The 21826-nt window shown below is 65.8% G+C and carries 20 protein-coding genes; 16 read left to right on the plus strand and 4 right to left on the minus strand.

Going from position 1 to position 21826, the window contains the following annotated elements; translation table 11 throughout:
* Nucleotides 1-210: 210 nt before the first annotated feature.
* The 3 genes from ACODRW_RS04215 to ACODRW_RS04225 form a co-directional block, all read right to left on the minus strand.
* On the minus strand, nt 211-771 hold the full coding sequence (locus ACODRW_RS04215) for a hypothetical protein (protein WP_227105857.1): 561 nt from the start codon (nt 769-771) through the stop codon (nt 211-213).
* Nucleotides 772-838: 67 nt separating this feature from the next.
* Entirely contained in the window at nt 839-1708 is an 870-nt protein-coding gene (locus ACODRW_RS04220; protein WP_107801303.1) for a D-hexose-6-phosphate mutarotase, read from the minus strand.
* Between the two features lie 35 nt (nt 1709-1743).
* Entirely contained in the window at nt 1744-2160 is a 417-nt protein-coding gene (locus ACODRW_RS04225) for an Mpo1 family 2-hydroxy fatty acid dioxygenase (protein ID WP_253314741.1), read from the minus strand.
* A gap of 155 nt (nt 2161-2315) precedes the next feature.
* On the opposite strand from ACODRW_RS04225, the gene hutC reads away from it, so the two are divergent.
* The 6 genes from hutC (at nt 2316) to hutH (ending at nt 10800) form a co-directional block, all read left to right on the plus strand.
* On the plus strand, nt 2316-3032 hold the full coding sequence (gene hutC, locus ACODRW_RS04230) for a histidine utilization transcriptional repressor HutC (protein ID WP_199225959.1): 717 nt from the start codon (nt 2316-2318) through the stop codon (nt 3030-3032).
* A 254-nt stretch (nt 3033-3286) separates the two neighbouring features.
* Nucleotides 3287-4534, plus strand: a complete 1248-nt coding sequence (gene hutI, locus ACODRW_RS04235; protein ID WP_488905234.1) for an imidazolonepropionase — start codon at nt 3287-3289, stop codon at nt 4532-4534.
* Nucleotides 4535-4549: 15 nt separating this feature from the next.
* A complete protein-coding gene (gene hutG / locus ACODRW_RS04240; protein ID WP_227105852.1) occupies nt 4550-5473 on the plus strand; it encodes a formimidoylglutamase in 924 nt (307 codons plus the stop codon).
* A 75-nt stretch (nt 5474-5548) separates the two neighbouring features.
* Nucleotides 5549-7222, plus strand: a complete 1674-nt coding sequence (hutU, locus tag ACODRW_RS04245) for a urocanate hydratase (protein WP_488905235.1) — start codon at nt 5549-5551, stop codon at nt 7220-7222.
* 521 nt (nt 7223-7743) lie between these two features.
* Entirely contained in the window at nt 7744-9129 is a 1386-nt protein-coding gene (locus tag ACODRW_RS04250) for an amino acid permease (protein WP_107801299.1), read from the plus strand.
* 141 nt (nt 9130-9270) lie between these two features.
* Nucleotides 9271-10800: a histidine ammonia-lyase gene (hutH, locus tag ACODRW_RS04255; protein ID WP_488905236.1), complete on the plus strand. Its 1530-nt coding sequence runs from the start codon at nt 9271-9273 to the stop codon at nt 10798-10800.
* 62 nt (nt 10801-10862) lie between these two features.
* Here hutH and ACODRW_RS04260 read toward each other — a convergent pair whose 3' ends face one another.
* A complete protein-coding gene (locus ACODRW_RS04260) occupies nt 10863-11618 on the minus strand; it encodes a BPSS1780 family membrane protein (protein ID WP_227105849.1) in 756 nt (251 codons plus the stop codon).
* 429 nt (nt 11619-12047) lie between these two features.
* Between ACODRW_RS04260 and tkt the strand changes: the two genes are divergently transcribed.
* From tkt to mobA, 10 genes are all read left to right on the plus strand, one after another.
* Nucleotides 12048-14033: a transketolase gene (tkt, locus tag ACODRW_RS04265; RefSeq protein WP_488905237.1), complete on the plus strand. Its 1986-nt coding sequence runs from the start codon at nt 12048-12050 to the stop codon at nt 14031-14033.
* 130 nt (nt 14034-14163) lie between these two features.
* Nucleotides 14164-15174 (plus strand): type I glyceraldehyde-3-phosphate dehydrogenase, encoded by a 1011-nt coding sequence (gap, locus tag ACODRW_RS04270; RefSeq protein WP_048408492.1) that lies wholly within the window; start codon nt 14164-14166, stop codon nt 15172-15174.
* 186 nt (nt 15175-15360) lie between these two features.
* A complete protein-coding gene (locus tag ACODRW_RS04275; RefSeq protein WP_488905238.1) occupies nt 15361-16476 on the plus strand; it encodes a serine endopeptidase in 1116 nt (371 codons plus the stop codon).
* Nucleotides 16463-17638 carry a phosphoglycerate kinase gene (locus ACODRW_RS04280; protein ID WP_488905239.1) on the plus strand — a complete coding sequence of 392 codons (1176 nt, stop codon included), beginning with the start codon at nt 16463-16465 and terminating at the stop codon, nt 17636-17638. Before ACODRW_RS04275 ends, ACODRW_RS04280 begins: the two co-directional genes overlap by 14 nt.
* A gap of 90 nt (nt 17639-17728) precedes the next feature.
* Nucleotides 17729-18358 carry a LysE family translocator gene (locus ACODRW_RS04285; protein WP_107801294.1) on the plus strand — a complete coding sequence of 210 codons (630 nt, stop codon included), beginning with the start codon at nt 17729-17731 and terminating at the stop codon, nt 18356-18358.
* Nucleotides 18359-18444: 86 nt separating this feature from the next.
* Nucleotides 18445-19509, plus strand: coding sequence for a class II fructose-bisphosphate aldolase (gene fba / locus ACODRW_RS04290; RefSeq protein ID WP_107801293.1), 1065 nt, complete (start codon nt 18445-18447; stop codon nt 19507-19509).
* A gap of 118 nt (nt 19510-19627) precedes the next feature.
* Nucleotides 19628-20452 carry an arginase family protein gene (locus tag ACODRW_RS04295; protein WP_107801292.1) on the plus strand — a complete coding sequence of 275 codons (825 nt, stop codon included), beginning with the start codon at nt 19628-19630 and terminating at the stop codon, nt 20450-20452.
* A gap of 74 nt (nt 20453-20526) precedes the next feature.
* Nucleotides 20527-20778 carry a molybdopterin converting factor subunit 1 gene (gene moaD / locus ACODRW_RS04300; RefSeq protein ID WP_107801291.1) on the plus strand — a complete coding sequence of 84 codons (252 nt, stop codon included), beginning with the start codon at nt 20527-20529 and terminating at the stop codon, nt 20776-20778.
* Between the two features lie 2 nt (nt 20779-20780).
* Complete coding sequence (gene moaE / locus ACODRW_RS04305) at nt 20781-21239, plus strand: molybdopterin synthase catalytic subunit MoaE (RefSeq protein WP_107801290.1); 459 nt, start codon at nt 20781-20783, stop codon at nt 21237-21239.
* A complete protein-coding gene (gene mobA / locus ACODRW_RS04310) occupies nt 21236-21820 on the plus strand; it encodes a molybdenum cofactor guanylyltransferase MobA (RefSeq protein WP_488905240.1) in 585 nt (194 codons plus the stop codon). Before moaE ends, mobA begins: the two co-directional genes overlap by 4 nt.
* Nucleotides 21821-21826: the final 6 nt, after the last annotated feature.

Raw genomic sequence — 21826 nt, forward strand, 5'->3', positions numbered from 1 at the left:
AGCTGTTCATAATCTGCTGCGCGTCGCGGAGCGTTACACGGTGAGTACAAGCTCAACATACTCATGTACCACGTGCACATTCCGCTTTCTCAGACGCTCGCCTTAGCTCGCGAGAGCGTAAACACATTCTGAGGCCGCGCATGACAACGGCAGCCCAAGGGCTGCCGTTTTCTTTGTCCTCGCTCAGCAGCAGAAGCCGCGCTATAGACCTCAGGCCTGGCGGTAGATCAGCCGGCCTTCAAACAGCAGCTCGCTTGAATCCAGCCGGGCGTCGCCGCTGGGCGGCGCGGCGCGTTCGAACACGAAGCGCTGGCCCTGATATTCGATCCAGGCGTTGATGGGCTCGCCCTGAAAACGGCCCAGCACTTCTTCCGATCGGGTGACGAAGGCGTTGTCGGGCAGCACGAAGCCTTGCTGCGGCGTTTCCGACGGGCTTGCCTCCAGCGTCCAGTTTTCGTCGCCGGGCGGCTGCGGATCGTTGCGGGTGGCCATGTGCAGCCACATGCGGAAGGCCCAATGCGGCAGCAGCACGCGGTGCACGCGCTTGTCGTCCGTGATCACGCAACGCACCGGGAAACCGGCGCCGCAGGACGGGCAGCGCGCCTGGGCCGCGAGGAAGATCTTGTCCTGCTGTTTGCTGGCGATGCCTTCCATATGCTCCGAGCCCACCATCGCGCGGCAGCTGGGGCAGTGTTTGCCGAAGCGGCGCACGCTGTTGCCGTTGGCAAAGGAAATCGGCAGGAAACGGGAAATCTTGTCGGGTCTGGCCATCGCTAGGGGTTCCGGAACTGAAAAACGCGGTCCGCCGGGCTGTGCACCGCGGCGGCATCGGCCCTCATTATACCCCGGCCTCGCCGTGGAAGGGTTCCAGCGTCAAGCGGCAGGCCAGGCGGTGGCTGGCGCCGGGGGCGAGCAGTCGGACATCGTCGCCGGCGTTGGCGGTTTCCACGCAGACGAAATCAAGCCAGGCGGCGTCCGGCAAGTCGCCCAGCAAGGCGGTTTTCTCCGCCGCCGGATTCCACACCACCACGCTGCCGGCGCCTTCCGCTGTGACGCGAATGCAACGCCGCCAGACCGGGTCGCGCAGCAAGGCGGGGCGCTCGCTGTAAACAATGCTGTCCACCTCGCCCCGGAAGCGGAATTCGCCGTCCGGCCAGCGGCTTTCGCGGCCGGCCACCTTGTCGTGACAGCGCTCGCCGTCCAGGCCGGACAAGGCGGCTTGGCGCGCGTCGCCCACCGCCAGATAACTGTGCAGCGCGGCGCCGAGGCGTTGCGGGCGGTCGCCGCGGTTGCGGGTGGTCAGCGCCGCTTCCACCGCCGCGCCCAGCCGGTATTCCATTTCCGCCGTCAGGCCGTCGCATTCCGGGCCGGAGAGTTTCACGTGGAACGCGCCGGCGTCCTCGCGGACCTCGTCCAGGCGCCAGGCTTGCGTGCGCGCCACGCCGTGGGCCGGCAGGCTCGCGTCGTCGGGGTGCGGGCCGAACCAGGGCCAGCACAGCGGCACGCCGCCGCGTATGGCCTTGCCCGGCTGGTAGCGCGCCTGCGGCGACAAATACAGCAAGGGTTGCTGGCCGGCGGCGCGGAAGCTGAGCAACTGGCCGCCCAGCAAGGAGATTTCCGCGTGAAAATCCGCCGTGGAGATGACGAGGATATCGACGCCGGGCGCGCGGCTGGACAGCGCGGCGGCGGGAGGCAGGGCGACGGACATACGGAGCTTCCGGGCAAAAAACCGATGATAGCGCGCTACAGCCAGCGGCGCAGCGTCCACAGCGGGCCGATCAGCAGGAATTGCAGGTCGCGCAGAAAGGAGGGCTTTTTGCCCTCGATCGCGTGGCCGACGAACTGGCCGATCCAGGCGACGACGAACAGCCCCAGAGAGAGCAGCGCCAGCGGCAGGCCGGCGCGGGACGCCGCCTCCAGAAGCAAGAGCATGGGCAGGCACATCGCCGCCATCGCCAGCACGGGCGCGCGGCCCAGCCGCCAATAGAAGGCCAGGCCGGCCGCCGCCGCCAGCCAGGCGAGGTTCAGCGGCGAGGGCACGCTGGATAGCAGGCCCAAGAGCGCGAACACGATGGCGGGCACGCAGATTTTATGAATGCGGATATTGACGGGATGGCGGTGACTGAGATCATACTCTTGCAACCATTGCTCAAGCGTCATGTCAGGCCTCGCAAACGGGCGACGGGCTTCCATCTTGGCGCAGACAAGCGGCGGCGGCAATGCCCGCGGCCGGTTTTGTCTGCGCTGGATCAGGGGCTTGCGCGCCGCCTTGGGCTACAATCCTTTTGCCAACCGTTAATGTCTGGGTTCCCAAGGTGTCATCCACAGCACAACCGCGTTATCTGCGCATCAAGGAATACATCCTTGAAGGCATTCGTTCCCGCCAGTTTCTGCCAGGCGGCAAGATTCCGCCCGAGCTGGAGTTGGCGCGTCAGTTCCAGGTATCGCGCATGACCGTCAACAAGGCGGTGCGGGATCTGGCCGAGGCCGGCATCCTGCTGCGTTTCGCCGGCGACGGCACGTATGTGGCGGAGCGCAAGGCGGAGTCCCCGCTGCTGGACATCAACAACATCTCCGAAGAAATCGAGGCGCGCGGCCATCGCCACAGCGCCGACGTCTACGAACTCAAGGCCGTGCAGGCCACCGAAGACGTGGCGCTGCGCCTGGGGGTGAAGGAGGGCAGCACGGTGTTCCGCTCGCTCATCGTCCACCGCGAGGACGATGTGGCCATCCAGCTGGAAGACCGCTACGTCAATCCCGCTTTCGCGCCGGATTATCTGGAGCAGGACTTCAGCAGCCGCACGCCCAACGACTATCTGATGAAGAACTGCCCGCTGACCGACATCGAGCACAGCGTGGAGGCGGTGCTGCCCAGCGCGGCCGAGCAGGCGATGCTGGACATGAGGGCGCAGGAGCCCTGCCTATTGGTTTTGCGCCGCACTTGGTCGCACAAGAAGCTGGTCAGCTTCGCGCGGCTGACGCATCCGGGCTCGCGCTACAAATTGCGTTCGCAAACCCGGGTCAAGCGCTGAGCGGCGGCGGGGATGCTGCGCCGCAGCTTGCCGCGCTTGTTCGAGCGCAATATTGTATATACAAATAGAGGCTGAATTTTCCAGTCGCCTCAAGCCGCCGCCGGGCGGCTTTTTTGTTGCCATGCAACATCAAGTGATTGGACTATAAGTAAAATCTGCCAATTCGGCCTGTTTACAAAAATCACCGCTTCAAACTTGACAGGCTGTTTGGATAGGATTAATTGTATATACAAATAACCCGCAGCGAGCCCACCATGAGTCAAGCCGAAACGGATCGCCGCAGCCTGTGGATCAACGCCAGGCTGGCGACCATGGACCCTAGCCGCCCGGCGCCTTACGGCGCGCTGGACGGCCACGCGCTATTGCTGGAAGCCGGCCGCATCGTCGCGCTGCCGGCGGCCGCGGACGTGGACCCCGCCGGCTTCGACGGCGCGGTGATCGACGCCAAGGGCGCCTGGATCACGCCCGGCTTCATCGATTGCCACACTCACCTGGTTTACGGCGGCAACCGCGCCGCCGAATGGGAAAAGCGCCTCAACGGCGTGCCTTATCAGCAGATCGCCGCCGAGGGCGGCGGCATCGTCTCCACCGTGCGCGCCACCCGGGCGCTGGACGAAGCCGGCCTGGCCGCCGCCGCCAAGCCGCGCTTGCGCGCCTTGATGGCCGAGGGCGTGACCACGGTGGAGATCAAGTCCGGCTACGGCCTGAGCCTGGAGGACGAACTCAAGCAGCTGCGCGCGGCGCGGCGCCTGCGGGACGAGCTGCCGGTGGAAGTGTCCGCCACCTTGCTGGCCGCCCACGCGCTGCCGCCTGAGTACGCCGGCCGGCCCGACGCCTACATCGACCACATCGTGGACGCCATCCTGCCGGCCGCCGCGCGCGCCGGCCTGGCCGAGGCGGTGGACGCTTTCTGCGAAAGCGTGGGCTTCTCGCCGGCGCAGACCCGCCGCGTGTTCGAAGCGGCGCGCGCGCACGGCCTCAAGGTCAAAGGCCATGTCGAGCAGCTGTCCAATCTGCACGGCGCCGAACTGGTGGCCGAGTTCGGCGGCTGGTCCGCCGATCACGTTGAATACCTGGACGCCGCCGGCGTGGCCGCGCTGAAGGCCGCCGGCACCGTGGCGGTGCTGCTGCCGGGCGCGTTCTACTTCCTGCGTGAAACCCAAAAGCCGCCGGTGGAGCTGCTGCGCGCCGCCGGCGTGCCGATGGCGGTGTCCACCGATCTCAACCCCGGCACCAGCCCGTTCGCCTCCATCCGGCTGGCGATGAACCAGGCCTGCGTGCTGTTCGGCCTGACGCCGGAAGAAGCGCTGGCCGGCGTCACCCGCCACGCGGCGCAAGCCCTGGGCCGCGGCGCCAGCCACGGCCGGCTGGCCGCCGGCCGTGTCGCCGACCTGCTGGTGTGGGACATCGATTCGCCGGCCGAGATCGTTTACGGCCTGGGCGACAATCCTTTGCGTCAGCGCGTGTTCCGCGGCGTGGCGCAGCATATGAAAGGCTGTTGAAGCATGAGCGTGGACATGAGTGTTTGGAGCGGCCGGGTCGACGCCGGCGAGGGCGATCTGGCGCGGCGCTGGCATCAGCTGGCGCGTCCCTACGCCGCCGGGCTGGAGCCGGGCGTCGGCATCGTCGGTTTCTCCTGCGACGAGGGCGTGCGCCGCAATCAGGGCCGCGTCGGCGCCGCCGCCGGCCCGACGGCGATCCGCAAGGCGCTGGCCAATCTGGCCTGGCATCAGGCCTTGCCCTTGTGCGACGCCGGCGACGTGGCCTGCGCCGACGGCGACCTGGACGCCGCGCAGGCGCGCTTGGGCGAACAGGTGCGCCGGCTGCGCGCCGACGGCCACTTTCCGCTGGTGCTGGGCGGCGGCCACGAAACCGCCTACGGCACCTGGCGCGGACTGGCGGCCGCGCATCCGGACAAGGTGATAGGCATCGTCAATTTCGACGCCCATTTCGACATCCGCGAAGCGGCCGAAGCCACCTCCGGCACCCCGTTCGCCCAGATCGCCGCCGACTGCGCGCAGGCCGGCCGGCCCTTCCATTATCTGTGCCTGGGCGTGGCCGAGCCGTCCAACACCCAGGCCTTGTTCGCCCGCGCCCGCGCGCTCGGCGTCAAGTGGACGCTGGACAGCGATATGACGCTGGACACCTTGTCCACGGTGCGCAGCGCGATGATGGCCTTCGTCGATCAGGTGGACATCGTCTACTTGACCATAGATCTGGATGTATTGCCCGCCAGCGTGATGCCGGCGGTTTCCGCCCCCGCCGCCATGGGGGTGGCGCTGCCCGTGGTCGAGGCCCTGGTCCGGCGTCTGGCCGAAAGCGGCAAATTGGCGGCCGCCGACCTGGTGGAACTGAACCCGGCCTTCGACATCGACAGCCACGGCGCCAAAACCGCCGCCCGGCTGGCGTGGAGCATAGGCCGGCATCTGAAACAGCCCTGAACCCGTTGATAGCGATAGCGTCATTCCCCGCCCGCCGGGCCACAACCGGCGGCGGGCCTACAAAGGAGAATACCGATGTCCGACCCGCGTTTTGATCCGACCCGCCACATCTGCGCGCCGCGCGGCAGCGAATTGACTTGCAAGAGCTGGCTGACCGAGGCCGCCTACCGCATGATCCAGAACAATCTGGACGCGGAAGTGGCCGAGCACCCGCAAAGCCTGGTGGTGTACGGCGGCATCGGCCGCGCCGCCCGCGATTGGAAGTGCTACGACACCATCCTGGACGTGCTCAAGCGTCTGGAGGACGACGAAACCCTGCTGGTGCAGTCCGGCAAGCCGGTGGGCGTGTTCAAGACCCACGCCGACGCGCCGCGCGTCTTGATCGCCAACTCCAATCTGGTGCCGCACTGGGCCAACTGGGAGCACTTCAACGAGCTGGATAAGAAGGGCCTGATGATGTACGGCCAGATGACGGCCGGCTCCTGGATCTACATCGGCTCGCAAGGCATTGTGCAGGGGACTTACGAAACCTTCTTCGCCGTCGCCAATCAGCATTTCGACGGCAAGCCGCAAGGCCGCTGGATCCTGACCGGGGGTCTGGGCGGCATGGGCGGCGCCCAGCCGCTGGCCGCCACCATGGCCGGCTTCAGCATGATCGCCGTCGAATGCGACGAGACCCGCATCGATTTCCGCCTGAAAACCCGCTATGTGGACCGCAAGGCCAAGACCCTGGACGAGGCGCTGGCCATCATCGACGAGGCCAAGCACAGCGGCAAGGCGGTGTCGGTGGGCTTGCTGGGCAACGCCGCCGACGTGTTCGCGGAGCTGGTGGCGCGCGGCATCACCCCGGACGTGGTCACCGACCAGACCTCGGCCCACGACCCGGTGCACGGCTATCTGCCGCAGGGCTGGACCGTGGAGCAATGGCGCGCCAAGCAGAAGACCTCCGGCGCCGAAATCACCGCCGCCGCCAAGAAATCGATGGCGGCGCAGGTGCGCGCGATGCTGACTTTGCAAGAACGCGGCGCCGCCACGCTGGACTACGGCAACAACATCCGCCAGATGGCGCTGGAAGAGGGCGTGGCCAATGCCTTCGACTTCCCCGGCTTCGTGCCCGCCTATGTGCGTCCGCTGTTCTGCGAGGGCATCGGCCCCTTCCGTTGGGTAGCGCTGTCCGGCGATCCGGAAGACATCTACAAGACCGACCAGAAGGTCAAGGAGCTGATCCCGGACGATCCGCATCTGCATAACTGGCTGGACATGGCCAAGGAGCGCATCAGCTTCCAGGGCTTGCCGGCGCGCATCTGCTGGGTGGGCCTGCAAGACCGCGCCCGTCTGGGCCTGGCCTTCAACGAGATGGTCAAGAACGGCGAATTGAAAGCGCCGATCGTGATCGGCCGCGACCATCTGGACTCCGGCTCGGTGGCCTCGCCCAACCGCGAGACCGAAAGCATGAAGGACGGCTCCGACGCCGTGTCGGACTGGCCGCTGCTGAACGCCTTGCTCAACACCGCCGGCGGCGCCACCTGGGTGTCGCTGCATCACGGCGGCGGCGTGGGCATGGGCTTCTCCCAGCATTCCGGCGTGGTCATCGTCTGCGACGGCAGCGACGCCGCGGCCAAGCGCGTGGGCCGCGTGCTGCGCAACGATCCGGGCACCGGGGTGATGCGTCACGCCGACGCCGGCTACGAGATCGCCGAGCACTGCGCGCGCGAGCAAGGGCTGGACCTGCCGATGCTGAAGCGCTGAGAACCTGTTTACGATCAGCTGCGCGTTGGCAGGATAGATGGAAAAGGGCGTTGAAAGCCGCTTCAGAATGCTCATGTGCCATATGACCATTCCGTGTCTTCAGCCGCAACGCCTTGTCCCGCTCTAGCGCGCAAGATCGTAAACCTGTTCTGAATGTAGGAACGCCGCCGCGCTCACGCCGGCGGCGGCTGGCGGCATCCGGGAGGGCCCGGATCCGCGGTCCCGCACGACAAGCTTGTACAAATAAGCGGCGGGGCTGGCAATCGTCTTGCAAAGGAAAAAAACGGTCATGTTGTTCTTGCCCGTCCACTGAGACGCACCGGCGCGTTCGCGCCCGCAGTCCGCATTGCTTCGTCATGACCGGCCGCTCTTTCCGCGTCTTGGTCTTGTGATCCGCCCACGCTGGCTCTACAGTTTGCCGGCGCTGGGTTGCTCAACGAAACATGCCGGGCCGCGGGATGCGGCGTAGCGGGCGCATCCGCGTTCGGTCGGCAAGCGCAGCCATGCCCAGGAGGAGAGAGATGCAAACACAAACACTGACGCGCGGCCTGTCCGCCCGTCACATCCGTTTCATGGCGCTGGGGTCGGCCATCGGCACCGGCTTGTTCTACGGTTCGGCGGCGGCGATACAGATGGCCGGTCCGGCGGTATTGCTGGCTTATTTGATCGGCGGCGCCGCCGTTTACATGGTGATGCGCGCGCTGGGCGAAATGGCGGTGCACAATCCGGTGGCCGGTTCCTTCGGCCATTACGCCACCAGCTATCTGGGCCCCTTGGCCGGGGTGATCACCGGCTGGACCTACGCTTTCGAGATGATCATCGTCTGCCTGGCCGACGTGACCGCCTTCGGCATCTATATGAGCTTGTGGTTTCCGGAAGTGGACCGCTGGGTCTGGGTGCTGAGCATCATCTTCTTCATCGGCGCCTTGAACCTGTGCAGCGTCAAGGTGTTCGGCGAGATGGAGTTCTGGCTGTCCATCGTCAAGGTGGGGGCCATTATCGCGATGATCATAGGCGGCGTGGCCATCATCCTGTTCGGCTTCGGCAGCGCCGAGGCCAGCGGCCTGCATAATTTATGGTCGCACGGAGGCTTCATGCCCAATGGCTGGGGCGGGGTGATCGCCTCGCTCGCGGTGGTGATGTTCGCCTTCGGCGGCATCGAGATCATCGGCATTTCCGCCGGCGAGGCGCAGGACCCGCAGCGCACCATCCCGCGCGCGATCAACGCGGTGCCGGTGCGCATCCTGTTGTTCTACGTGCTGACGCTGACCGTGCTGATGTCCATCTTCCCGTGGCCGAAGATCGGCAGCCAGGGCAGCCCCTTCGTGCAGATTTTCGAAAGCCTGGGCATTCCCGCCGCCGCTCATATTCTGAACGCGGTGGTGATCTCGGCGGCGATTTCGGCGATCAACAGCGACATCTTCGGCGCCGGCCGCATGTTGTACGGCATGGCGCGTCAGGGCCAGGCGCCGCAAAGCTTCGCCAAGCTGTCGGCCAACGGCGTGCCGTGGATGACGGTGCTGGTCATGGCCGCCGCCTTGCTGCTGGGCGTGGTGCTCAACTACCTGATGCCCAAGGACGTGTTCCTGCTGATCGCCTCCATCGCCACCTTCGCCACGGTGTGGGTATGGCTGATGATTCTGCTGTCTCAGGTGGCGATGCGTCGCCAGATGAGCAAGGAGCAGGCGGCGGAGCTGAAATTCCCGGTGCCGTTCTGGCCGTACGCGCCGCTGGCGGCGATAGGGTTCATGCTGTTCGTGATCGGCGTGCTCGGTTACTTCGAGGATACCCGCTCCGCGCTGCTGGTGGGCGCCGCTTGGGTGGCGCTGGTGGTGGCCGGCCACTTCCTGTGGAGCCGGGTGCTGGCGCCCGGCGCGGAGGCGGAGGCTCGGCGCGACGCCGCCTAAAGGCGCGGCGCAAGGTTTTCTGTCCGGCGGGCGCGGGCTCGCCGGAACATTCAAGCCGCTTGTCGGCAGGGCGCGATAACACAAGACCAGCGCTCACCGCGGCAAGCGGCGCTGCAAACGCTTTAGAAGGAGAATCTCAAGATGGTATTGAACATCGTTCCCGGCACGCTCAGCCTGGCCGAGCTGCGCCGCGTTTCACGTGAAACCGATCTGCAACTGCATCTGGACCCGTCCAGCCACGCCGGCATCGACGCCTCCGCCGCCACCGTGGCGCGGGTGCTGTCCGAAGGCCGCACCGCCTACGGCATCAACACCGGTTTCGGCCTGTTGGCCAATACCCGCATCGCGCCGGAAGAGCTGGAGCTGTTGCAGCGCTCCATCGTGCTGTCCCACGCCGCCGGCATCGGCGCGCCGATGGACGAATCCACGGTGCGCCTGGTGATGGCCTTGAAGATCAACTCGCTGGCGCGCGGTTTTTCCGGTATACGCCGGCTGGTGATCGAGGCGCTGATCGCCTTGTTCAACCAGCGCATCTACCCGGTGATCCCGCAGAAGGGCTCGGTGGGCGCGTCCGGCGATCTGGCGCCGCTGTCGCATATGAGCGCGGTGCTGATCGGCGAGGGCGAAGCCTTCGTCAACGGCACCCGCGTACCGGGCGCGGTGGCGATGCGCTCCGCCGGCCTGGAACCCATCACCCTGGCGCCCAAGGAAGGCCTGGCCTTGCTGAACGGCACTCAGGCGTCCACCGCCTTCGCGCTGGAAGGCCTGTTCGCCGCCGAAGACCTGTACGCCTCGGCTTCGGTGGCCGGCGCGCTGTCGGTGGAAGCCGCGCTGGGCAGCCGCACCCCGTTCGACGAGCGCATCCACGCGGTGCGCGGCCACGCCGGCCAGATCGACGCCGCCCGCATCTACCGCGATCTGCTGGAGCATAGCGAGATCGAGGGCTCGCACGAGAACTGCGGCAAGGTGCAGGACCCGTATTCGCTGCGCTGTCAGCCGCAAGTGATGGGCGCCTGCCTGACCCAGATCCGCCAGGCCGCCGCGGTGCTGACGGTGGAGGCCAACTCGGTGTCCGACAACCCGCTGGTGTTCGCCGCCGACAACGACATCCTGTCCGGCGGCAACTTCCACGCCGAGCCGGTGGCTTTCGCCGCCGACAATCTGGCGCTGGCGCTGGCCGAAATCGGTTCGCTGTCCGAACGCCGGATGGCGCTGCTGATCGACAGCAATCTGTCCAAGCTGCCGCCCTTCCTGGTCAACAACGGCGGGGTCAACTCCGGCTTCATGATCGCCCAGGTCACCGGCGCGGCCCTGGCTTCGGAAAACAAATCGCTGGCGCACCCGGCCTCGGTGGACAGCCTGCCCACCTCGGCCAACCAGGAAGACCACGTGTCCATGGCCACTTTCGCCGGCCGCCGTCTGCGCGACATGGCCGGCAACACCGCCGGCATCCTGGCGGTGGAATTGCTGGCCGCCTGCCAGGGCGTGGACTTCCGCGCGCCGCACAAAACCTCGGCCAAGCTGGAAGCGGCCAAGGCCGAGCTGCGCGAACAGGTGAGCTTCTACGACAAGGACCGCTACTTCGCGCCGGACATCGAGAAAGCCGCCGCGCTGGTGGCCAGCGGCTCTTACAACCGCTTCGTCGAAGCCGGCCTGCTGCCCTCGCTGTAAGCGCCGCTGCAGCCGCAAAAAAAAGCCCGCCGAAAGGCGGGCTTTTCTTATTCAACGGCGCTTTAGAACACCACCGGCTCGTCCGGACGCGCCGGCGCCGCGGATTGGCCGAAGATATCCTTCCAGCCGGTATAGGCGGTCACGTACAGCACCGGGAACCACAGCAAGAGGCCCAGACCCAGCGGAATCATCGCGATGAAGGCCAGCACCGCCAGCATCAGGCCGCTGACCAGCACCGCGCCCCAGTTGGCGAGGCCGGCTTGCAAGCTGGTGCGGATCGCTTGCCACGGGCCGGCCTGGTTCAGCGTCACCAGCGCCGGCGCGAACCAGTAAGCCAGGCTGACCAGGAAGATGGCCACGCCGCCGATGAAGGCGAACAGCGCGATGGGGCCGGCGATCACCGGGATCGCGTTGGGATCGCTCTTGGCCACGCTCACGCCCATCGCGCCCATCAACAGGCCCAGCACCACGCCGATGACGATCAGGATGGCCAGGTAGAGCATGCCCACATTGATCAGCGGCCGCAGCGCGGTCTTGAAACCGGCGAACAGATCGCCCAGTTCCAGCTCCGAGCCCTGCTCGCATTTCTTCGCCGCCAGGATGAAGCCGGCGGCGAACACCGGCGCCAGGAAGAAGGACAGCGGGCCGCCCAGCAAGGGGATCATGTTGACGATGAAATTGATCACCAGATAGGCCAGCGCCAGCAGGACCCAGGTCAGCGGCTGCTGGCGGACGATGTAAAAGGCCTCCACGATCCAGCGCCAGCCGCGTCCGAAAGCGACTTTGCGCGGAGCGGGTAGGGCATCGAATGATTGCATCGAAATCTCCAAAAAGGTTGTGGCGATCGAGCCGGCGGCGCTTGGCCGCGTCGGCCGGTTCGTTTTTTTTCGCGGCTAAAGACAGAGCCAGACTGACAGCGATTTGCGTCGCGGGTTTCCCTGCCGGCGCGTCCGTCGCGCATTCTGCCCATTCGTCATCGGCGGAACCCGGCGCGGAGTCGCTCGCAGGCTTTTGATTCAAAATGCATTTTATGCCGGCCTGGGCATTATCTTGCAAAACGGCCGCATCCGGCTATTTTTCATGCCCCTTCATGCCGCAGCGGTATTCCGCGCGGCGGGGCGGTTGCCGCCAATGGTGAAAATCGGCGATAATTCCATGATTTTGCGACGGTTGGTCCATGCCGGAGGCATGTTCGGATGGCGCGGCCGTCGTCCCGGTTTCCACACAAGTCTTGAGGTTTTCCCGAAATGGTCACCCGTACCGAGCTTGCCAACGCCATCCGTTTCCTGTCCATGGATGCCGTTGAAAAAGCCAAATCCGGTCACCCCGGCGCCCCGATGGGGATGGCAGACATCGCGGAAGTATTGTGGCGCGATCACCTGAAACACAACCCGGCCAATCCCAACTGGCCAGACCGCGACCGCTTCGTGCTGTCCAACGGTCACGGTTCCATGTTGATCTACAGCCTGTTGCACCTCACCGGTTACGACCTCTCCATCGAAGACCTCAAGCAGTTCCGTCAGCTTCACTCCAAGACTCCCGGCCATCCCGAATACGGCTACGCTCCCGGCATTGAAACCACCACCGGCCCGCTGGGCCAGGGCATCACCAACGCGGTGGGCATGGCGCTGGCCGAGAAAATGCTGGCGTCGCAGTTCAACCGCGACGGCCATCAGATCGTAGACCACCACACTTACGCCTTCCTGGGCGACGGTTGCCTGATGGAGGGCATCAGCCACGAAGCGTGCTCGCTGGCCGGCACCTGGGAGCTCAACAAGCTGATCGCCTTCTGGGACGACAACGGCATTTCCATCGACGGTCATGTGGAAGGCTGGTTCACCGACGACACCCCGGCCCGCTTCGAAGCCTACGGCTGGCAGGTGATCAAGAACGTCAACGGCCACGATCCGGTGGAAGTGGCCACCGCCATCGCCACCGCGCAAAAGGAAAGCGCGCGTCCGACGCTGATCTGCTGCAAGACCACCATCGGTTTTGGCGCGCCCACCAAGCAAGGCAGCCACGATTGCCACGGCGCGCCGCTGGGCGCGGCCGAAATCGCCGCCGCGCGCGAAGGCCTGAACTGGCCGCACGCGCCGTTCGAGATCCCGGCCGAGATCTACGCCGAGTGGAGCGCGCGCGACAAGGGCGCGCTGGCCGAGATCGAATGGAACAAGCGCTTCGACGCCTACCGCGCCGCTTTCCCGGAACTGGCCGCCGAATTCAGCCGCCGCATGAGTGGCGAATTGCCGTCCGGCTGGGAAGAGACCAAGGCCGCCGCGCTGGCCAAGATCGCCGACGCCGCCCAGACCGTGGCCACCCGCAAGGCCAGCCAGATCGCGCTGGAAGCGCTGTCGCCGGCGCTGCCGGAATTCGTCGGCGGTTCCGCCGACCTGACCGGCTCCAACCTGACCAACTGGTCCGGCTCCAAGTGGATTGACCGCGACGGCCAGGGCAACTACATCAGCTACGGCGTGCGCGAGTTCGGCATGGCCGCCATCATGAACGGCATGACCCTGCACGGCGGCCTGCGTCCGTACGGCGGCACCTTCCTGATGTTCAGCGAATACGCGCGCAACGCCTTGCGCATGGCTTCGCTGATGAAGATCAACCCGATCTTCGTGTTCACCCACGATTCCATCGGCCTGGGCGAAGACGGCCCCACCCACCAGCCGGTGGAGCAAGTGGCCACGCTGCGCTACATCCCCAACCACCACACCTGGCGTCCGTGCGACACCGCCGAAACCGCGGCGGCCTGGGCGCACGCCGTCGAGCAGAAGACCACGCCGAGCAGCATGGTGCTGAGCCGTCAGAACCTGCCCTTCGTCGCCCGCGACGCGGCGCAGCTGGCCGCCATCCAGAAGGGCGGCTATGTGCTGCGCGACGCCGCCGGCGCCCGCGCGGTGCTGATCGCCACCGGTTCCGAAGTGGAACTGGCGCTGAAGGCGCAGGATGCGCTGGCGGCGGAAGGCGTCGCCGTGCGCGTGGTGTCCATGCCGTGCACCAATGTGTTCGACCGCCAGGACAAGGCCTGGCGCGACAGCGTGCTGCCGGCGGGCCTGCCGCGGCTGGCGATCGAAGCCGGCCATCCGGACTTCTGGCGCAAATACGTGGGCCTGGACGGCGACGTGGTCGGCATCGACCACTTCGGCGAATCCGCCCCGGCGCCGCAGCTGTTCCAGGCCTTCGGCTTCACCGTCGACAATGTAGTGGCCAAGACCAAAGCGCTGCTGTGATGTAAAGACAGGCCATTGCGAAAGCAATGGCCTTTTGTTCGCCGTTTCATGTAGTGGACGCACTACACAACACGCGGAGCGCCGGCCGGGAAACCGGGCGCTCCGGATCGTCCCCAGGAGATTTAGAAGCATGACTATCCGCATCGCCATAAATGGTTACGGCCGCATCGGCCGCCAGGTACTGCGCGCCATCTACGAAAACCAGCTGCATGACGATTTCAAAGTAGTGGCCGTCAACGCCACCGGCGATCTCAACATCAATGCCCACCTGACCAAGTTCGACACCGTGCACGGCCGTTTCCCCGGCGAGGTCGAGCAGGACGACGCCCACCTGATCCTGAACGGCGACAAAATCCCGTTCTTCAGCACCCGCAACCCGGCGGAACTGCCGTGGAAAGCGCTGGACGTGGATCTGGTGCTGGAATGCACCGGCGCCTTCACCAGCAAGGAAAAATGCCAGGCCCACCTGGACGCCGGCGCCAAGAAGGTGCTGATTTCCGCGCCGGGCGGCGACGATGTCGACGCCACCATCGTTTACGGCGTCAATCACGACGTGCTGAAGCCGGAAATGACCGTGGTGTCCAACGCCAGCTGCACCACCAACTGCCTGGCCCCGGTGGCCAAGGCGCTGCACCAGGCCATCGGCATCAAGAAAGGCCTGATGACCACCATTCACGCCTTCACCAACGACCAGGTGCTGACCGACGTCAAGCACAAGGACCTGCGCCGCGCCCGCTCCGCCACCGACAATATGATTCCGACCAAGACCGGCGCGGCCAAGGCCGTGGGCCTGGTGCTGCCGGAGCTGAAGGGCAAGCTGGACGGTTTCTCGGTGCGCGTGCCCACCATCAACGTGTCGCTGGTGGACCTGACGTTCAGCGCCGCGCGCGACACCACCAAGGACGAGGTCAACGACATCCTGAAGGAAGCGTCCAACGGCGCGATGAAGGGCATCCTGGGCTACAACACCCTGCCGCTGGTGTCCGGCGACTTCAACCACACCGAGGAAGCCTCCACCTTCGACTCCACGCTGACCAAGGTGACCGGCGGCAATATGGTGAAAGTGCTGGCCTGGTACGACAATGAATGGGGTTTCAGTTGCCAGATGCTGCGCACCGCGCGCGCGATGTTCGCTTGCTGACGACGAAGTGATCCAGGAAATCCGGGCCGGCATGCGTTGCCGGCCCGGATTTTTTGCGTCCGCTAGCGCGGGCGCTACATCCACCGGCATTTGATTGGTGTTAAGGTAGGGCCGTTTTTTTGGCATACACTTGCCGGGCGATCGCCGATATCGCCCCCCGCTGAACCGCCGTCACAGGAGAGCAGCATGCGACAGAACCAAGCATTGTCCCGCCCGGAAAAATGGGTCCGGCTGGCCTCCTGGCTGGTGGCTTTGGTGTTCGCCGGCTTTCTGTCCAATCTGGGCGAACTGGTGATCCGCGATCTGTTCTACGTGCCGGACGGCGGCCCGCCGCAGCTGGAAACGCTGCAGCAGCAGGCCGGCATCGAGCCGCTGCGGCAGCGGCAGCAGGTTTTGCAGCGCCAGAACGACGCGCAGCGCGCCCAGCTGGAAAACCTCGGCGCCACCCGCGAGCAGCTGGAACGCAATTACCAGACTCAGCGCAAGGGCCTGGCCAACTGGCTGGCCAGCCGCGCCGCCAGCGCCGATCCGCAGCAAAGCGCCGAAGTCAGCCGCCGCACCCGGGAACTGGACGCCCTGCAGGCGCAGATCCTGCAATGGCAGCAGAAGGAAGACCGGGCGAGCGACGGCCTGCGCGCGCTGGAGCGGAGCCGGCAAACGCTGCAAGAAGAGATCGCCCGGGTGGATGCCGTCGCCCAGGACCGTTACCAGCAGGCCTACCAGCGTTTCGAGTTGAAAGTGTTCCTGCTGCGGCTGGCGGTGATCCTGCCGCTGCTCTTGCTGGCGGTATGGCTGTTCAGCCGCTATCGGACGCATCGTTACTGGTTCTTCGTTTACGGCTTCGGCCTGTTCGCGCTGTTCGCCTTCTTCGTCGAACTGCTGCCCTATCTGCCCAATTTCGGCGGCTATGTGCGGCTGGCCGTCGGCATCGCGCTGACAGTGTTCGCCGGCCTGCGCATGATTCAGGCCTTCCAGCGCTACGCCGAGAAAAAGCGCGCCGAGCTGCAGCAAAGCCAGAGCGAGCGCGCGCGCCACGTGGCCTACGCCCAGGCCTTGGGCGCCTACCAGAAGAAAACTTGCCCGTCCTGCGACCATCAATACAATATTGCCGGCGACGACGCCGACTACTGCGTGCACTGCGGCCTGCAGCTGTTCCGCGGCTGCGACTGCGGCGCGCGCAATTTCGCCTTTTTTCCGTACTGCAAAAAATGCGGCCGCCCCGGCGCCAAGCCGGAGTCTGCGCCGATGAATCAATCGACAAGCGAATCCAAACCCGAGCGAGCGAACGATGAAATTCAATAAACTTTCCGAACAGGCCCTGGCCGGCAAGCGCGTGCTGATCCGCGTGGACATGAACGTGCCGGTGAAAAACGGCGTCATCGGCGACGATACCCGCATCCGCGCCAGCCTGCCGTCCATCGAGCTGTGCCTGAAAGCCGGCGCCGGCGTGATCCTGATGACCCATCTGGGCCGCCCCACCGAGGGCGAGCCCAAGCCGGAAGACAGCCTGGCGCCGGTGGTGGAGCGCCTGTCCGGCCTGCTGGGCCGGCCGGTGCGCCTGGTGGCGGACTGGCAGTCCGGCCTCAGCGTGGCGCCCGGCGAAGTGGCGATGCTGGAAAACGTGCGCCTGAACAAGGGCGAGAAAAAGAACAACGCCGACCTGGGCCGCGCCTACGCCGCCTTGTGCGACGTGTTCGTCAACGACGCTTTCGGCACCGCCCACCGCGCCGAAGCCTCCACCCACGCGGTGGCCCAGTTCGCGCCGGCCGCCTGCGCCGGCGTGCTGCTCTCCGCCGAGCTGGAAGCGCTGGGCAAGGCCTTGCAAGCGCCGGCGCGGCCGCTGGTGGCCATTGTCGCCGGCTCCAAGGTGTCCACCAAGCTGACCATTCTGGAATCGCTGGCCGACAAGGTGGACCAGTTGATCGTCGGCGGCGGCATCGCCAACACCTTCTTGCTGGCCGAGGGCAAGGCCATAGGCAAATCGCTGGCCGAGGCCGAGCTGGTGGACGAGGCCAAAAAAGTGATCGCCAAGATTCGCGCCCGCGGCGGCGATGTGCCGTTGCCGGCTGACGTGGTCTGCGCCAAGGAGTTCGCCGAAACCGCCGCCGCCGTGACCAAGAGCGCGGCGGAGGTGGAGGCCGACGACATGATTCTGGACATCGGCCCGGATTCCGCGCAGGCCTTGGCCGCCATCATCGCCCAGGCCGGCACCGTGGTGTGGAACGGCCCGGTGGGCGTGTTCGAGTTCGAGCAGTTCGGCGGCGGCACCAAGACCCTGGCCCAGGCCATCGCGGCCTCGCCGGCCTTCTCCATCGCCGGCGGCGGCGACACCCTGGCGGCGATCGCCAAGTACGGCATCACCGACGACATCAGCTACATCTCCACCGGCGGCGGCGCCTTCCTGGAGTTCCTGGAAGGCAAGGAGTTGCCGGCGGTGGCCATCCTGGCCGAGTGCGCGGGCTGAGGGGAAAAAGGCTATCGGGATGAATGGCTTGCGTTACACTGGCGTATTCGCCGCCGTTTCATTCTGATGGCCCACCCGCCGGAGATATCCATGTCGCTCAATACCTGGTTGCTGTTCGTCACCACCGTGTTTTTCGTCTCGGCCACGCCCGGCCCCAATATGCTGCTGGCGATGACCCACGGCATTCACTACGGGGTGCGGCGCACGCTGATGACTTGTCTTGGCCTGATGACGGCGCTGGGTTTGATCATGTTCGGCTCCGCCGCCGGACTGGGCGCGGTGCTGGCCACCTCCGAACTGCTGTTTTCCTTGGTAAAATACGCCGGCGCCGCGTATTTGATCTATCTGGGGATCAAGACCTGGCGCAGCCAGCCGCAGCCGGTGGAGGAAATCCGCGAGGCGGCGGCCGGCAAGCACACGCCCTGGGGCATGTTCCGCACCGGCTTTCTGGTGGCGATGAGCAATCCCAAGGCCTTTATCTTTTTTACCGCGCTGTTCCCGCAGTTCATGAACGCGCAGCAGCCGCAGGGGCCGCAGTTGGCGATCCTGGCGGCGACGTTTTACGTGATCGAGGCGTCCTGGCAGCTGGCTTACGCCGGCGGCGGCGCGCGTTTGGCCGGCTGGCTGAACAGCGCGCGGCGCCTCAAGCTGGTCAACAAAGTGTCCGGCGGCGCTTTCGTCGGCGCCGGCCTGTTGTTGTCCGGCGTGTCCAGACACTGAATTGATGAATTCGCCTCGGGCCGCCGCGCGGTCCGGGCGCCAACCATGCTCCGCCCCGGCGGAGCAGTTTGCGGAGATTGAACACCATGGCTCTCGTTTCCATGCGTCAGCTGCTGGACCACGCAGCGGAATTCGGCTACGGCCTGCCGGCCTTCAACGTCAACAACCTGGAGCAGATGCGCGCCATCATGGAGGCCGCCGACAAGGTGAACGCCCCGGTGATCGTGCAGGCCTCCGCTGGCGCGCGCAAATACGCCGGCGCGCCCTTCCTGCGCCACATGATCCTGGCCGCGGTGGAAGAGTTTCCGCACATCCCGGTGGTGATGCACCAGGACCACGGCACCAGCCCGGACGTGTGCCAGCGTTCTATCCAGCTCGGCTTCTCCTCGGTGATGATGGACGGCTCGCTGAAAAGCGACGGCAAGACCCCGGCCGATTACGCCTACAACGTGGACGTGACCCGCACCGTGGTTAATTTCGCCCACGCCTGCGGCGTGTCGGTGGAAGGCGAGATCGGCTGCCTGGGCAGCCTGGAAACCGGGATGGCCGGCGAAGAAGACGGCGTGGGCGCCGAAGGCGTGCTGGACCACAGCCAGCTGCTGACCGATCCGGAAGAGGCCGCCCAGTTCGTCAAGGACACCGGCGTGGACGCGTTGGCCATCGCCATCGGCACCAGCCACGGCGCTTACAAATTCAGCAAGAAGCCCACCGGCGACGTGCTGCGCATCGACCGCATCAAGGAAATCCACGCCCGCATCCCCAACACCCACCTGGTGATGCACGGCTCCTCCAGCGTGCCGCAGGAATGGCTGCAGATCATCAACGAGTTCGGCGGCGATCTGGGCGAAACCTACGGCGTGCCGGTGGAAGAGATCGTGGAAGGCATCAAGCACGGCGTGCGCAAGGTCAATATCGACACCGACCTGCGCCTGGCCTCCACCGGCGCCATCCGCCGCTTCCTGGCCCAGCATCCGGCCGAATTCGATCCGCGCAAATACCTGAAAGTGTCCACCGACGCGATGCGCGACATCTGTATCGCCCGCTACGAAGCCTTCGGCTCCGCCGGTCAGGCCAGCAAGATCAAGGCGATCAACCTGGACGCCATGGCCAATAAATACCTGAAGGGCGAGCTGGCGCAGATCGTTAAGTAAGCGTCGCCGCATCGTGCATTCCTAAAGCCGCTCGTCAGAGCGGCTTTTTGCATTGCGCCATGACTTGTCCCCACCGGCGCATTAGGCTGGTTCTTTACTCTGGCGTCAGGAGGGGGCAATGGGGTATTTGGAAATCGTGTTTCCACAGTGGCAGGGGACTGGAGCGTGTCAGGCATTGGCGGAAGGCGCGATCCATGCGCAGCAGGCGGCGGGCTTGATCTCTGCGCAACGGGTGGCATTGACGGCGACGCCGGCAACGGAACGACAGGATGGCATCGATCATCTAGAGGCTTTGCTGGCGCAGCAGCAATCTTGCTGGCGGTTGCTGCAACAACGGCAGCCGGAGCGGCTCCTGGTTTGCGGCGGGGATTGCGGTGTAGAGGTGGCGCCGCTGGCTTATCTGAACCATTGTTTGCAGGGCCGGCTCAATGTGGTCTGGCTGGACGCGCATGGAGATTTGAATACCCCGGCCAGTTCGCCCAGCGGACACTTTCATGGCATGCCCTTGCGCTTGCTGATGGGAGAAGGGCACCCGTTGATGCTGGCGCTGCTGAGCACGAAGCTAGCATCGGAGCAAGTGATCCTGGCCGGTCAACGCAATTTGGACACCGCGGAACGGGATTGGATAGACGCTACGCGGCTGCGTTTGTTCAGCGTGGAGGCGATGGCGGAGAACCCCGGCTGCGTTGCAGAGGCGTTGAATCCCGGCTGGCCTTGTTATATCCACCTGGATTTGGATGTGTTAGACCCGGAAAGCCATCCTTGGGTGTGCTGTCCAACACCCGGGGGACTGGCCTTGGAAAGACTGCATCAGGTGATCGACGCGATTACTGAGCGTGTCACTCTAGTGGGGGCTGGCGTGACCGAGTGTACGGCGGGGCGTGTGGAGGATGCGGCGACCGCTGGTGCCTTGCTGCGGCGCTTGCGTTCCAGTCTGGCCTAGCCACCTTGACGTATTGGAGGCCCGGCGCGGATTGCTTACACTGCGGTATCCGCTCAACTGCGCAGAGGCAGGCGATGAAACTGAATCTTTTGTATTTTGCCCGCTTGCGGGACGAGTTCGGCCTGGAGAGCGAACATTTGGACAGCGACGCGGCCACGGTGGAGGAACTGCTGGTGGAGTTGCGGCTGCGCGGCGAGGCCTGGTCGCGGGAACTGGCCGCCGACCGGGTGTTCCGCGTGGCGGTGAACCAGCAGATGGCGCGCCTGGACTCCGTTCTGAGCGACGGCGACGAAGTGGCGGTGTTTCCGCCGGTGACCGGAGGATGAGCATGGACGCGTTCACGGTGCGGGTGCAGCCGCAGCGTTTCAGCGCCGGCGTGGAAATCGACGCGCTGTCCGGCAACCCGGCCTGCGGCGCGGTGGTCAGCTTCAGCGGGCTGGTGCGCGATTACGGCGACAGCCGCGATGTGACGGCGCTGGAGCTGGAGCATTATCCGGGCATGACCGAAAAGGCCTTGGAGGCCATCGTGGAGGAAGCGCGCCGGCGTTGGCCGCTGCAGGCGGCCACCGTCATCCATCGCGTGGGGCGGCTGGCGCTGGGCGAGCCCATCGTGCTGGTGGCGGTGGCCAGCAGCCACCGCCGCGACGCCTTCGCCGCCGCGGAATTCCTGATGGACTATCTGAAGCAGGACGCGCCGTTCTGGAAGAAGGAAATCCTGGCGGACGGCCGCGAGCGCTGGGTGGAGGCCAAACACAGCGACGCCCAGGCGGCGGAACGCTGGCAATGAGCCACCAGGCGCTGATTCTGGCCGGCGGCCGCGCCACGCGCATGGGCGGCGTCGACAAGGGCCTGGCGATATTGTCCGGGCGGCCGCTGCTGGCGCACGCCTTGTCCGCCTTGTCCGCGCAGACGCCGCCGCCCGAACGGGTGTGGATCTCGGCCAATCGCAATCTGGACGTGTACGCCGGCTTTGGCTGCCCGCTGCTGCCGGACAGCCTGCCGGATTATCCGGGGCCGCTGGCCGGGGTGCTGGCGGCCTTGGAGCGCGAGGACGGCGCGGTCTGGCTGGTGATGCCTTGCGACGCGGTGCGGCTGCCGGCCGATTTCTCGCGCCGGCTGCTGGCGGAAGTGGCGAGCGGCCGCCAGGCCGCCAGCGCGCGCGACCGCGAAGGCTGGCATCCCAGCCTGCTGGCGCTGGGGCCCGGCCTCCGCGCCGGGCTGGCCGCCTATCTGGCCGGCGGCGGCCGTTCCATCCGTGGTTGGCTGGCCGGTCTTAACCATGTCGAAGTCGGCTTCGACCATCTCTTTCCCAATCTCAACACCGCGGACGCGCTGGCGGCGCTGGAGGCGGAGCCGCGCGCCGACTGAGGCCGC

It is taken from the genome of Chromobacterium sp. FG89 (assembly GCF_057808735.1).